Annotated in this window: 16 protein-coding genes; 7 read left to right on the forward strand and 9 right to left on the reverse strand. The window is 60.1% G+C overall.

Annotated features, from left to right (window positions below; all coding sequences use genetic code 11):
- Window positions 1-35 precede the first annotated feature (35 nt).
- Together PYR65_RS09025 and lgt are read right to left on the reverse strand one after the other, a co-directional pair.
- Window positions 36-1,130 carry a class I SAM-dependent methyltransferase gene (locus PYR65_RS09025; RefSeq protein WP_276120728.1) on the reverse strand — a complete coding sequence of 365 codons (1,095 nt, stop codon included), beginning with the start codon at window positions 1,128-1,130 and terminating at the stop codon, window positions 36-38.
- A gap of 12 nt (window positions 1,131-1,142) precedes the next feature.
- Complete coding sequence (lgt, locus tag PYR65_RS09030) at window positions 1,143-1,988, reverse strand: prolipoprotein diacylglyceryl transferase (protein WP_060638934.1); 846 nt, start codon at window positions 1,986-1,988, stop codon at window positions 1,143-1,145.
- A gap of 190 nt (window positions 1,989-2,178) precedes the next feature.
- On the opposite strand from lgt, the gene PYR65_RS09035 reads away from it, so the two are divergent.
- The 4 genes from PYR65_RS09035 to PYR65_RS09050 all read left to right on the forward strand — a co-directional run bounded on the left by PYR65_RS09035 (window position 2,179) and on the right by PYR65_RS09050 (window position 4,553).
- Window positions 2,179-2,439, forward strand: a complete 261-nt coding sequence (locus tag PYR65_RS09035) for an accessory factor UbiK family protein (RefSeq protein WP_060638935.1) — start codon at window positions 2,179-2,181, stop codon at window positions 2,437-2,439.
- Window positions 2,440-2,874: 435 nt separating this feature from the next.
- Window positions 2,875-3,375 (forward strand): type III secretion system chaperone family protein, encoded by a 501-nt coding sequence (locus tag PYR65_RS09040; protein ID WP_037098689.1) that lies wholly within the window; start codon window positions 2,875-2,877, stop codon window positions 3,373-3,375.
- Window positions 3,376-3,377: 2 nt separating this feature from the next.
- Complete coding sequence (proC, locus tag PYR65_RS09045; RefSeq protein ID WP_276120729.1) at window positions 3,378-4,196, forward strand: pyrroline-5-carboxylate reductase; 819 nt, start codon at window positions 3,378-3,380, stop codon at window positions 4,194-4,196.
- 15 nt (window positions 4,197-4,211) lie between these two features.
- On the forward strand, window positions 4,212-4,553 hold the full coding sequence (locus tag PYR65_RS09050) for a tRNA-binding protein (protein WP_060638937.1): 342 nt from the start codon (window positions 4,212-4,214) through the stop codon (window positions 4,551-4,553).
- Between the two features lie 156 nt (window positions 4,554-4,709).
- On the opposite strand, the gene PYR65_RS09055 is transcribed toward PYR65_RS09050, so the two are convergent.
- From PYR65_RS09055 to PYR65_RS09065, 3 genes are read right to left on the reverse strand one after another with little or no spacing between them, the layout of a single operon-like run.
- Window positions 4,710-6,089, reverse strand: a complete 1,380-nt coding sequence (locus tag PYR65_RS09055) for an ATP-binding protein (protein ID WP_060638938.1) — start codon at window positions 6,087-6,089, stop codon at window positions 4,710-4,712.
- A 27-nt stretch (window positions 6,090-6,116) separates the two neighbouring features.
- Window positions 6,117-6,818 carry a response regulator gene (locus tag PYR65_RS09060; protein WP_060638939.1) on the reverse strand — a complete coding sequence of 234 codons (702 nt, stop codon included), beginning with the start codon at window positions 6,816-6,818 and terminating at the stop codon, window positions 6,117-6,119.
- A 45-nt stretch (window positions 6,819-6,863) separates the two neighbouring features.
- Entirely contained in the window at window positions 6,864-7,313 is a 450-nt protein-coding gene (locus PYR65_RS09065) for a MarR family winged helix-turn-helix transcriptional regulator (protein ID WP_060638983.1), read from the reverse strand.
- Window positions 7,314-7,619: 306 nt separating this feature from the next.
- On the opposite strand from PYR65_RS09065, the gene PYR65_RS09070 reads away from it, so the two are divergent.
- Window positions 7,620-8,510 (forward strand): branched-chain amino acid aminotransferase, encoded by an 891-nt coding sequence (locus PYR65_RS09070; RefSeq protein WP_276120730.1) that lies wholly within the window; start codon window positions 7,620-7,622, stop codon window positions 8,508-8,510.
- Between the two features lie 102 nt (window positions 8,511-8,612).
- On the opposite strand, the gene PYR65_RS09075 is transcribed toward PYR65_RS09070, so the two are convergent.
- A complete protein-coding gene (locus PYR65_RS09075; RefSeq protein WP_060638941.1) occupies window positions 8,613-8,882 on the reverse strand; it encodes a hypothetical protein in 270 nt (89 codons plus the stop codon).
- Between the two features lie 319 nt (window positions 8,883-9,201).
- On the opposite strand from PYR65_RS09075, the gene PYR65_RS09080 reads away from it, so the two are divergent.
- Complete coding sequence (locus PYR65_RS09080; RefSeq protein WP_276120731.1) at window positions 9,202-9,366, forward strand: hypothetical protein; 165 nt, start codon at window positions 9,202-9,204, stop codon at window positions 9,364-9,366.
- 108 nt (window positions 9,367-9,474) lie between these two features.
- Window positions 9,475-10,116: an MBL fold metallo-hydrolase gene (locus tag PYR65_RS09085; protein WP_276120732.1), complete on the forward strand. Its 642-nt coding sequence runs from the start codon at window positions 9,475-9,477 to the stop codon at window positions 10,114-10,116.
- A gap of 60 nt (window positions 10,117-10,176) precedes the next feature.
- Here the strand turns inward: PYR65_RS09085 and PYR65_RS09090 are convergent, their stop codons facing one another.
- The 3 genes from PYR65_RS09090 to PYR65_RS09100 form a co-directional block, all read right to left on the reverse strand.
- Window positions 10,177-10,623 (reverse strand): BA14K family protein, encoded by a 447-nt coding sequence (locus tag PYR65_RS09090; protein WP_276120733.1) that lies wholly within the window; start codon window positions 10,621-10,623, stop codon window positions 10,177-10,179.
- Between the two features lie 144 nt (window positions 10,624-10,767).
- Window positions 10,768-10,983: a cold-shock protein gene (locus PYR65_RS09095; RefSeq protein ID WP_060638944.1), complete on the reverse strand. Its 216-nt coding sequence runs from the start codon at window positions 10,981-10,983 to the stop codon at window positions 10,768-10,770.
- Between the two features lie 646 nt (window positions 10,984-11,629).
- Window positions 11,630-12,778 (reverse strand): PQQ-dependent sugar dehydrogenase, encoded by a 1,149-nt coding sequence (locus PYR65_RS09100; protein WP_276120734.1) that lies wholly within the window; start codon window positions 12,776-12,778, stop codon window positions 11,630-11,632.
- Window positions 12,779-12,862: the final 84 nt, after the last annotated feature.

Genomic DNA, 12,862 nt, shown 5'->3' on the forward strand with positions numbered 1-12,862 from the left:
CGACAGGTGGCGTCGCCGCTGTCTCTCGGGAGACGCTATTTCTGGAACGGCACCAGCGCCACATTCGGGCTGCTGACAACCAGAACCTTGAACAGTTCGCCCATTTTTCCCTCGCCCGCACCGGCCAGCCGTTCGGCGTCCGCACGGATGTTTTCTTGCGTTTCGCGGCTCTTGTCGCGGCCAAGGGCTGCGGCGCGTTCGGCAAGGCCAAGCGCGATCAGAAAATCGCCCTGATAGGTCAGCCCGTTGATCTGCAGCCGTTCCGCCACCGCACGCCGGGCCAGCTGCTCGAAATCCACATGGCTGGTGATATCGGCAAAGCCGGGATGGGCCAGCGGCGGATCGAACTGGTGATCGCGCACCGCCTGCAGCGTGTCGCCAAGACCCGTTGCCATATGGCCGTAGTCGATGATGACGGCGGTTCCGCCATGGGTGCGGATCCGTTCGCTGAGTGCGGCCATCACCGCATCGCGGGCGGGGGCAAGTTCGAACACCGTTCCCAGCGGTGCCGCCGGGGCGGATGCCGGAAGCAGGTCCGGATCGATGCCCGCGACACCGGCTGCGAAGGAGAGCGCTCCGGCCGCATCGAGCCCGACCAGCCGCTCTCTGAAGCCCTGCGCCGTCTTGACGAACTGGCGGATGGGGATGGCGTCGAACAGTTCGTTGGCTGCCAGCAGCAGAAAGCCGTCCGGCAGGCTTTCGAAGCTGTCGTGCCAGGTGATCTTGAACTTGTGGGCAATCAGCGTTTGCTGCTGCACTTTCTGCAGACGCTCGCTGGTCTCGACCAGATGCACGCTTGCGGCTTCATAGAGGGCCGGTGACAGCTTGGCGATGACGCGCAGGATATCGGCCATCATCGTGCCACGGCCGGGGCCGATTTCGGCGATATGGACCGGGCTTGGCTCGCCATGCCGCTGCCAGGCCTGGACGAGGAAGATGCCGAGCATCTCGCCGAACAGCTGGCTGATCTCCGGTGCGGTGATGAAGTCGCCGGATTGGCCGAAGGGCTCGCGGGTCTTGTAATATCCATGTTCCGGATCGGCCAGGCACAGGGAAAAATAGTCGGTCACGCTGATCGGGCCGTTGGCGAGAATGATGGCCTTGATCTTGTCGGCAAGCGGGGTGCTCATCTTAGAGCCTCATCACGCGGCTGCAGGCGCTGCGCGGCGGGCGCGCTGGATAGCCCAGAGGCCGATCAGCACCATGGGCACCGACAGGAGCATGCCCATGGTCAGCCAGCCGCCGAGCAAGTAGCCGAGCTGCGCATCCGGTTCGCGGAAGAATTCTACGAAAATGCGCGCCAGGCCGTAGCCGGTGACGAAGACGCCGCAGACCAGGCCCGGGGTTTTCAGCGCATGGCGGTAATAGATCAGAACGGCCAGCACCGTCAGCAGCACGAGACCTTCGAGCGCTGCCTCATACAGTTGGCTCGGGTGGCGGGCAAAAGGGCCGCCGGTCGGAAAGATCACCGCCCAGGGCATGGACGACAGGCGGCCCCAGAGTTCGGCATTGATGAAATTGGCGACACGGCCGAAGAACAGGCCGATGGGCACGACGGCGGCGACGATGTCGAACAGGCTCCAGATTGCGATCCGGTTGCGCTTCGCAAAGATCAGCATGGCGATCATCGTGCCGATCAGGCCGCCATGGAAGGACATGCCGCCGTTCCAGATTTCCAGCGCGCGCAGCGGGTTGGCGATCACGCTTTGCAGGTCGTAGAACAGGATATAGCCGATGCGTCCGCCGCCGACGATGCCGGCTGCCACCCAGAGCAGGAAGTCATCGAGCTGCGCTTCTGTGACGGCAGGCGATCCGTTGCGCCACAGCGCCGTGTTGCGCGCAATCCTGCGGGCATATTGCCAGCCGATCAGGATGCCCGCCACATAGGCCAGGCCATACCAATGGATCTGCAGGGGTCCAATGGAAAGGAGCACCGGATCGATTTCCGGAAAAGGCATGATCGAAAAGAGGGTCGCTATTGTTTCCAAGGTCTTGCTTCATTTCCGCCGGTTGTTTGCCGGAACATGACGCTGCGGCAAGGCAGGGTCAAGGCAAGCGGCGGTCACGAAAGGCTGACATCACCGGTATTTTTCCTTGCATCGGCCCGCCTGTGCTCCTACCTCCTCTGTCAAGCCCGTGATGACGGGCATTGGACGCTTGAGACCGGAGACCGAAACGATGAGCACAGGTGCAAACCGCATTCTGGATGATTTTGCCAAGTTGATGACGGACGCGGCGGGTGCAGCCCAGGGCGTGCGCAAGGAAATGGAAACGGTATTTCGCGCCCAGGGCGAACGCCTGTTGAATTCCATGGACATCGTCAAGCGCGAGGAATTCGAAGCCGTGCGTGAAATGGCGCTGAAGGCGCGCGACGAAAACGACGCGCTTCTGGCCCGGATTGCAGCGCTTGAGGCGCGGCTCGCCGAAACCGGCAAGTAAAGAGAATCAACGCGGTGGCGCATGCCGCGCCGCCGTGTTTGACCGGGTTTTGGGGCAGGTGTCCCGGGACGGTACAGGAGCGCTGAATTTCAGGCGCTCAAGGACGGCAGTTTTCATAAATCTTTCACCCTGTGGACACTGGCGAAAAACGCTTATGGCAGAGTCGTTTAAGAACGGGTGCTGAATCAATTTGAGAGAGCCTATCCACAACCACCGGCGCTATTTTTCACGCAGGGGGCTTTCATGCGGACTCGGGCATTATACACTGATTTTAAATGATGATTCGAAACGGATCACGCAAGCTCCAGGCAGGGTATGTCAGCCAGGATGGTCGTGTTTCCGGTAATCATAAGTGTTTGTTTCTGGTGTTTGAGTTTGCAGCCTTGTGTGTGAACACGATGTCGCATGTCTGCGCCAGGACTTTTGGGGTGATGCATGAGCCTGATGGAACTGGAACTTGAGCGCCAATCGAACCCGGTCGATATGATCGAGTTCGTCGCTGCCAACAATGATTGGTCCTTCGAGCGCTCTGGCGAGGATGAAATCGCCATGACGGTGGAAGGGAAGTGGACCGATTACCACGTCTCCTTCTCCTGGATGGAGGAGTTCGAAGCGCTGCATCTGGCCTGCGCCTTCGACATCAAGGTTCCCGAAAGCCGCGTCAACGAAGTGATCCGGCTGCTCTCGCATATCAACGGCCAGGTGCTGATGGGCCATTTCGATCTCTGGCGCCAGGAAGACGTTGTGATCTTCCGCCAGTCGCTGCTCTTGGCCGGTGGCGCCGAGCCGACCAACCAGCAGGTCGAAGTGCTTCTGTCCAGCGCGCTTGAAGCATGCGAATCCTATTTCCAGGCTTTCCAGTTCGTTGTCTGGTCCGGTGTCGACGCGCAGAGCGCGGTCGAAGCCGTGATGTTTGAAACCGTCGGAGAGGCGTGACGATGGCTGTGCAGGCATCGGGTCCGATCGTTCTGATCGGTGCAGGCAATATGGGCGGCGCCATGCTTGCCGGCTGGCTGAAGAGCGGCATTTCCGGTGCCGATCTGCTGGTGATCGATCCCGGTCCGCCACCTGTTATGGCCAAGCTGATTGCCGATAACGGCGCGCGCCACGCAACATCAGCGCCCGCAGATCTCAAAGCCGGCGTTCTGTTTCTCGCGGTCAAGCCGCAGATGATGGCCACGGTGCTACCGCCTCTGAAGGGGCTTGTCGGCCCCGAAACGGTGGTTGTGTCGGTTGCAGCCGGAACCACGCTGTCCTTCATGCAATCGCATCTGGGCGATGCCGCCATGGTGCGGGCGATGCCGAATACGCCGGCGATGATCGGCCGTGGCGTGACCGGCGCCTTTGCCAATGGTTCGGTCTCGAATGCGCAGCGCGATCTCGTCCATAATCTTTTGAAAGTTTCCGGCCCGGTCGAATGGGTGGAAACCGAAGCCGATATCGATGCCGTCACCGCCGTGTCGGGCAGCGGCCCGGCCTATGTCTTTTATCTCGTCGAGTGCATGGCAGAAGCTGGCCGCAAGGCCGGTCTTCAGGCGGACCTTGCCATGCGGCTCGCACGGGAAACCGTCGCGGGGGCTGGTGAACTCCTGCACCAGTCCCCCGATGACGCTTCGAAGCTTCGCCAGAACGTGACGTCTCCGGGCGGCACCACGGCGGCAGCGCTCAACATTCTCATGGCCGATGATGGCATGCAGCCTCTGTTCGACAAGGCGATTGCCGCAGCCCGCAAGCGGGCGGAAGAACTGGCCGGATAATTCGGGACCTTTTCCATGACCGAGACTATCACCTACGCCGATTTCGAGCGCGTCGATATTCGGACCGGCACGATCATCGAGGCGTCGCCTTTTCCCGAAGCGCGTAAGCCGGCAATCAAGATCGTCATCGATTTCGGCCCGGAAATCGGCCTCAAGAAGTCATCGGCGCAGATCACCACCCATTACACGCCGGAAAGCCTCGTCGGCCGTCAGGTGCTCGGCGTCGTCAATTTCCCGCCGCGCCAGATCGGTCCGTTCCGCTCTGAAGTGCTGACGCTCGGCTTCGAGGACGAGGCCGGCGCGATCGTGCTGGCCGCCACGGACAAGCCGGTGCCGAACGGCAAAAGGCTTCTTTAGAAAAGAGCGATACCCCACTTTCCCTCATCCTCGCCCTTGTGGCGGGGATCCAGTGACCCGACGTCCGTCGGGTCAAAAGACTCTTTCAGCTCAAGGACTTGAGCTGGCTGGATCCCCGCCACAAGGGCGGGGAGGAGGGGGAGTGGACTTCGCTGATCAAGCGGGAACCCGGACCACCGCCCGCAGGCCGCCCATCGGGCTATCCGACAATGTGACATTGCCGCCATGGCTTCTGGCGATGTCGAGCGCGATGGCGAGGCCGAGGCCGGTGCCGGAGCTGTCGAGATTGCGGGCCTCGTCGAGCCGGAAGAACGGCTTGAACACATCCTCGCGCGAGCGTTCGGGAATGCCGGGGCCATCGTCATCGACGGTGATCGTCAGCCATTTGTTGCTGTGCCTGGCATCGATATGGACGGTGTTGGCATAGCGGTAGGCGTTGGAGGCGAGATTGGCGATCAGCCTCGTAAAGGCATTCGGGCGCACGCGAATATTGTCGTTGCCCTCGACCGATGTCGTGACCGTCTTTTCGTGCAGTTCGCCCTCGAGCGTCAGCCGGTTCATCAGGTCGCTGAGCTTCAGCTGCCCGACATCTTCCTCCGCTTCGCCGCGCGCGAAGGCGAGATAGCCCTCCAGCATGCTCTGCATGTCCTCGACATCCTGGTTGAGACTGTCGAGATCGGCGCTGTCGCCGGCCAGCGCCAGTTGCAGCTTGAAGCGGGTGAGGATGGTTCGCAGATCGTGGCTGACGCCGGTCAGCATCGCCGTGCGCTGCTCGATCTGGCGCTCGATGCGCTCGCGCATCTGGATGAAGGCGAGGCCGGCGCGGCGGACTTCCTCGGCCCCGCGCGGGGAAAAATCATCGATCTTCTGGCCCTTGCCGAAACTCTCGGCAGCCTTGGCAAGCGCGAGGATCGGCCGGATCTGGCCGCGCAGGAACAGGATGGCGATGGTGAGCAGGACCAGCGAGGCGCCGACCATCCAGACGATGAAGATATGGGTATTGGAGGCATAGGCCTGGCTGCGGCGCGCATAGACCCTCAGGATGCGCTGGTCATCGAGCTTGATGCGGACTTCGACAAGATCGGAATTGCCGACGGTGTCGATCCAGAACGGCTTGCGGATCTGCTGGGAAATCTCCTCGCTGAGGATCTGGTCGAGGATTTCGAAGAAGGGTTTCGGGCGCGGCGCCGGCAGCTCGCCGTCGGGCTCGATGGAAATGCGCAGGTTGAGCCGGTCGCGGGCGATCTGGATGACATCGTCATAATCGCTGGCGGGCATTTTATCGATGAGATCGATGACGGCGGCGATATCGCCGGTCACGGCCGCCGACAGCCGTTGCGTCACCAGTTGCCAGTGGCGCTCCATGAAGACGAAGGCGACGACCGACTGCAGGAGCACCATGGGGATGATGACAATCAGCAGCGAGCGGGCGTAGAGCCCCATCGGCAAGCGCCGCCGCAGCCAGCGGGCCGTGCGTTTCCAGGCCGTATCGGCCGCCGGCGCGCGGCTGCGCCGCAGGATGTCAAAGCTTGCCATGGATATCCAGCCGGATGCTCATAGGGACTAATCCACGCTCAGCCGGTAGCCGATGCCGCGCACGGTCTGCAGGAAGACGGGATTGGAGGGATCGTCCTCGATCTTGCGGCGCAGGCGGTTGATCTGCACGTCGATCGTCCGTTCGCCGACCTCGGCCTCGTCGCTGACCAGCTCATGGCGCGGAATGGTTTCGCCGGCGCGCTGCGAAAACAGCATCATGATTTCCTGCTCGCGGTCCGTCAGCCGGATATGGTCGGCGCCGCGCCGCAGTTCCTTGCGCACCACAGAGAATGTGAAGGGTCCGAAAATGACCTGTTCCACCTTGGGGGCCTTTGCCGGCGCATTGCGCCTGAGGATGTTGTTGATGCGCAGCACCAGTTCGCGCGGATCAAACGGCTTGGGCAGATAATCATCGGCGCCCGCCTCCAGGCCCTCGATACGGGCATTGGATTCGGCAAGTGCGGTTAGCATGATCACCGGCACGGTCTTGATCTTGCGCAGGCTCTGGGTCAGCGAAATGCCGGTCTCGCCCGGCATCATCACATCGACGATCAGAAGATCGTAGTCGATGCCTTCAAGCTTGCGCCGCGCTTCATCGGCATCGGCAGCCGTGGTGACGCGAAATCCCTTTTCCATCAGATAGCGATTGAGAAGATCACGGATCCGGCGGTCGTCATCCACGACCAGCAGATGGGCGGCATCGTCATCGATCCTGATCGTCTTCGTCATTCGTAGGCCCTGTCATCTCGCAGTGCCGGCCGTGTCTGCCGGGTGTCAATTATCGCCGGCATTCTTCATGCCGGAAAGGAAGCGTTTGACCAGTTCGCGTGCGCCAGGCCCGGTTTTTTCCATGGCCTCGGCGATGCGCCGCGATTGTGGCTCGGCCAAGGCTCTTGCGAGCGTCTTGCCTTCCTTCGTTGTATAGAGCATGCGCTGCCTGCGATCCTCCGGCCCGGCAACTTGATGAATATACCCTGAATCGATGAGCTGTTTCAAAACACGCGCCAGGCTCTGCTTGGTGATGCGCAGCGTTTCGAGCAGATCCGCCACCGTCATGCCCGGTTCGCGATCGACAAAATGCAGAACCCGGTGATGCGCACGCCCGAAACCGCGCTTTTCGAGAATCACATCGGGGTCGGAGGTGAAATCCCGATAGGCAAAGAAGAACAGCTCGATGATCTCGAAATCAACCGCGTCCGTGTTGTCTGCAGTCGCAGACGCCATGTCGTTTCCGGCTTTCTGGTTCGCCTGTCCTGCCACGCAGTCTTTTCCTTTCAATTCCGGTGCATTCTACGAAACATTCGAAAAAATATGTCAGCTATATTGACATATTTTTTCGCGGTTGGTAAGTCTTTAACTGCAGAAGGGCGAACACCCGACGCTAGTCCTGTCCTTGAAGATAGGCCGCGCCGCGCCGATCGCCAATTCAAAATCACCATAGCGGATTTCCCTCGTTCACGTTTGCCGATAAATGGGAGCAGGGGAGACAATCAACATAAGAATGGCGCGTGGACGCCAAGGGATGAGACGATGGCAGCAGTTCCTTTTGATCAGTTGGACGGTCAGATCTGGTTCAACGGCGAATTTGTCGATTGGAAAGACGCAAAGATCCATGTGCTGACCCACGGACTGCACTATGCCAGCGCCGTCTTTGAAGGCGAGCGCGCCTATGGCGGCCGGGTTTTCAAGCTGACCGAACACAATCAGCGTCTGCACAAGTCGGCCGAAATCCTCGGCTTCACCATTCCCTATTCCGTTGATGAGCTGGATGCCGCGACGATCGAGCTTTTGAAGCGGCAGGGCTTTTCGGAGGCCTATGTCCGGCCGATCGCTTGGCGCGGCTCGGAAATGATGGGCGTTTCGGCCCAGAACAACCGCATCAATGTCGCCATCGCCATCTGGCAATGGGGCAGCTATTTCAATCCGGCCGAAAAGCTGAAGGGCATCCGCCTCGATATCGCCGAATACCGTAGGCCCGATCCGAAGACCGCCCCATGTGCCTCCAAGGCCGCCGGCCTCTACATGATCTGCACCATTTCCAAGCATGCTGCGGAAGCCAAGGGTTACGCTGATGCCATGATGCTGGATTATCGCGGCCAGGTGGCGGAGGCGACCGGCGCCAACATCTTCTTCGTCAAGGACGGCGTGATCCACACGCCGGTACCGGACTGCTTCCTCAACGGTATCACCCGCCAGACGGTGATCGAACTTGCCAAGCGCCGCGGTTACCAGGTGGTCGAGCGTGTCATCATGCCGGAAGAACTCCCGGACTTCTCCGAGTGCTTCCTCACGGGGTCGGCCGCCGAAGTCACGCCGGTCTCCGAGATCGGCCCCTATACGTTCAAGCCGGCGACGATCTCCGAGACGCTGATGAACGACTACATGAAGGAAGTGTATCCGGTCGCGGCAGCTGCCGAATAACCGGCGGCTAAGACCCATATGAGAAAGGCGGCCGGTGAGCCGCCTTTTTTATTGTTGGGTTCACTGGCTTCATGCGACCGGGTCCCGGCCGCATTCCGTTTTTCAGGCTTTGCGTGCGCCCACGACGAGGCCGGCAAGGCCGGCCAGCACGCCACCGCCGGCAATCCCGCCGATGGCTTGTGCGATCAGTCCGGCGGCTGCGGCGTCGCCGCCCAGCATCTGAACGAGAAACCCGCCGCCCAGGCCGCCGATCGCGCCGACAATCGTGCGCGCGACGACGCTCAGCGCCTGTTGCTTGAGAACCGCACCCACCGCGTTTCCACCCGCCGCGCCGGCAATCAACTGCGTAATGATAGGCAATAATGCTTCCATTGCTCGCTGCTCCCCTGTCCGCCATCAGCGTCCGGCCCCCCGGACTCACCTGGCACGCCGCTCGTGCGGCCTATGCAGGGTGAGACGAAAATTCATATGAGTCAATTTCGCAACTGCGAAACGATCAAGAGCCTAGGTATCGCGGCATAGTGGAGAGAAGGGGCCGTTATCGACGTTCCATCCAGTCGATTGGCGGTCGCCCTGTTGTTCCCGCTGGAACAGCGAATATCTGGAAATTGTAAAATACTGAATTCGTTTCGCTTCCCGGAACTTTTGGACAATTCCGGTGTTTAGACGCCAACAGAGAGGGATTACGACCATGCAGACGACGATTTCCGAGGATTCCTATTCGACAGCACGCCAATTGCGTCCTGTCGTCATCACCGTTGTCGCCGCCAAGCTTGCGGTCTTTGCTCTCCTGATGACGACGATCAATTTCCAGGTGCCGGTACCGGCAGCCGTGGAACTAGCAGACATCCGATAAGCCGCGCATCCCGCCGCAGCTTTCTGTTTCAATTGCCTTTTGCCGTTTTCATTGTCCTGCGTCCATCCTATATGCTGTCCAGTGAGTGAGACAGCGAGGCAGGGCCATATGTTACAGGCGGGCATTATCCCGGTTACCCATTTCCAGCAGAATTGCACGGTTTTGTTCGATACCGACACCAAGGAAGGCGTGATCGTCGATCCCGGTGGCGATGTCGATGTGATCCTGCAGACCATCAAGGAAAACGGCATCACGCTGAAGGCGATCTGGCTGACCCATGGCCATATCGACCATGCCGGCGGCGCCAAGGAACTCAAGGAAGCGCTCAACCTCGACATTATCGGCCCGCACAGGGATGACCTGCCGCTGCTGGAAAAGCTGGAGACCCAGGCTGAAAAATTTGGTCTGGCGATGAAGGTCGACAATGTCGTGCCGGATCAGTGGCTGGAGGACGGCGACACCGTATCCTTCGGCGCGCATGTGTTCGAGGTCCTGCATTGCCCCGGCCACGCACCCGGCCATGTCGTCTATTTCAACCGCGCCCAGAGTTTTGCCCATGTCGGCGATGTGCTGTTTCGCGGCTCGATCGGGCGCACCGATCTGCCCGGCGGCAACCATCAGCAGCTCTTGGATTCGATCCGCGACAAGATCCTGCCGCTCGGCGATACCGTCGGCTTCATCTGCGGCCATGGACCCGGCGGGCAGATCGGCGAGGAGCGCCGCACGAACCCTTACCTGCGCGGCTTGTAATTAAAAAAAGGCATGTGCCGGTGGGCACGTGCCTTTTTCCATGAAGTCTGACTGTTCGCCTCAGCCTGCCTGGCAGAAATAGTCGCGGCCGTCATAGCCACGGAATGTGCCGGACTGGGCATCGAACGAGCGGTAACGCTGCGAGCAATAACGGTACCAGCCGGGTGTCCAGGGCTCCAGGCCGCCGTAATTCTGCACGACGACGGGACGGGGACGGCGATAGACCGGGCGCGGCTCGTAATATTCGGGCTCCGGATCAATATAGACCCGTTCCTGATAGCGCGGCTGGTTGGCGATTGCGCCGCCGATGATGACGCCGGTGGCAAGACCCAGCGCGCCAAGCGCGACGGCGTCGCCATTGTTGTGGCGGCGATAGTCCCTGTCGTGACCGCCATGGCGATAATAGCCGCGGCGGCCCCAGTTTTCAGCCTGGGCGAACGAGACTGTCGGGATGACCGTCGCTGCGGTAGCGAGGGCAAGAACGGCAGCTTTGATAACCTTGTTCATTGATTCGATCCTGTTTTCGGCCGGACAATTTAGTCCTTGATGATGAAGACAGATTAATATGGCGAAACTGAACGCAGGCTGAATGAAAAACCCGGCAACGGGGCCGGGCTTCAACGTCAATCGGTTTGCAGAAACTGCGGCGGCTTAGCTGGAAACCTGCAGGTTGACGGCCTTGGGCCCTTTGCCGCGGCGATCCGGTTCGGTGTCGAAGCTGACCTTCTGATTTTCGGATAGTCCGTTCAGGCCCGAGGCCTGGACTGCGGAAATATGCACGAAGATGTCGGCGCCACCATTGTCCGGCTTGATGAAACCAAAGCCCTTGTCGGTGTTGAAGAATTTAACAATGCCAGTCTCGGCCATGCGTCAGGTCCTTTTTCCTCTGCCCGGATGCGGCGGGCAGCATTACAATATTTTGCTCCATGGAGCGTGCGGCAGGCAGTTCTCGACTATGAGGAAAGGGTCCTGTTATTGCAGCCAGTCATCGAAAAACTCCGTCTTTGCCCGACTGCCCGGAACATTTTGCGTGTCCGGCGCGCATTGATATAAAGGTCTTCCCGTGTTCGCAAATTGCCCGAACACAGTAAGCTTGCTGTGTTTATTTTAAATTGGCAAGCAAAAGTTTTTTGAAACAAGTGTGCCGTTTTGGTTTGTTTAAAAAGCAATCAACTGCCGAAAAATGTCGTTGTTCAGCTGATATACTGTAAGCTATTGAAAATACTGGATTTCGCCTGCTGTGCACCGATTTTGGAGCCATTTGTGGCTGCGAGTGCCTGAGAATGCCAAGGCAACGCCGGCGCGTTGCACTGCGTGCTTTAAATATTAACCGTTTGATAAAACTTGGCGCTGGCCGCAATGAGAATGCAACGGGCAGGGATGCCGGTCGCGAAGTTCCGTTGCCAAGGATTACCCCTGATATTGCACCGGGAACTTGCAGCAGCGCGCCAATAGTCATCAAAACCGGGGGACATCTGTATCAATCTGCGGCAGTCGTGCGCTTGACGCGATGTCAGCTCCGGTTCGATGCGGACACCCGCAACAGCGCCCCGTCGTCTCCGTCGGTGACCATCAGGATTGCGCCATCAGGGGCAACCTTCACATCGCGGATGCGTCCGAACTCGCCTTCAAACAGCCGCTCCTCGGCGGTGACGGCGCCGCTCTGATCCCGCTCCAGCCGTGACAGAAGCTCGAATTTCAAGGCTGCGACCAGCACGCTGCCGTTCCATTGCGGAAACATATCGCCGCGATAGACGTCGAGGGCGCCGGGCGCGATCGAGGGATCCCAATAGTGGAGGGGTTGCTCGTAGCCATCGGCGCTCTGTCCGACGCCGATTGCCGCGCCGGAATAATCCTTGCCGAAGGTGATGACCGGCCAGCCGTAGTTCTTGCCCGGCTCCGGCGCGTTGATCTCGTCGCCGCCACGCGCGCCATGTTCGACGGTCAGGAGATGGCCATTCTCGGGATCGATGATAATGCCCTGCGGATTACGGTGACCTTTCGACCAGAGCTCGGCAAGCCCGGCCTTGCCGTCGGCATAGGGATTGTCTGCGGGGATGCTGCCATCCGGCTTAATACGCAAGACGGCGCCCGCATGGTCCTGCATGTCCTGCGCCCGGTCGCGTTCGCCGCGATCACCGATGCCGAAGAACAGGTTGCCATCCGGCGCAATCACGATCCGCGAGCCGAAATGCTGGCCCTTGCCGGTAAACTTGTTCATCCGGAAGATTTCCTGAACCTGCGCCAGACTCTGTCCATCGTCCGAGAGTGCCGCGCGCACGATCGCCGTTCCGTTGCCGTTGCCATCCGCCACGGACATGGAGAGGAACAGCGTGCGGTTTTCAGCAAATTTCGGGTCGAGCGCCACATCGAGCAGGCCGCCCTGGCCCTGGCGCGCCACCTCCGGTACGCCGCTGATCGGCTCCGACGCTGTGCCGTCCCGAATAATGCGCAGCGTGCCGCCAAGCTCGGTGACGATGTAAGCGCCATCCGGAAGCACTTCGACGGACCAGGGATTGTCGAGGCCGGATGCGATCGTATCCACCTGTACGGCAGCTTTCTCGGTCGCAAACTGTTTGGCGTCCTGCCCAAGGGCAGGGGCGGCAGTCAAGGCCGATAGCAGTCCGGCGGATTTCAACAGGTTTGAAAATGTCGTCGTCATCGCGTTCTCCCAGAGCATGCCGATCAGCGCATACCCATGGAAGCTGGGTGTTGAAGGCTGCGTATCAAGGCTCAGAACGTGCTT

The organism is Pararhizobium qamdonense, assembly GCF_029277445.1.
Taxonomy (GTDB): Bacteria; Pseudomonadota; Alphaproteobacteria; order Rhizobiales; family Rhizobiaceae; genus Pararhizobium; species Pararhizobium qamdonense.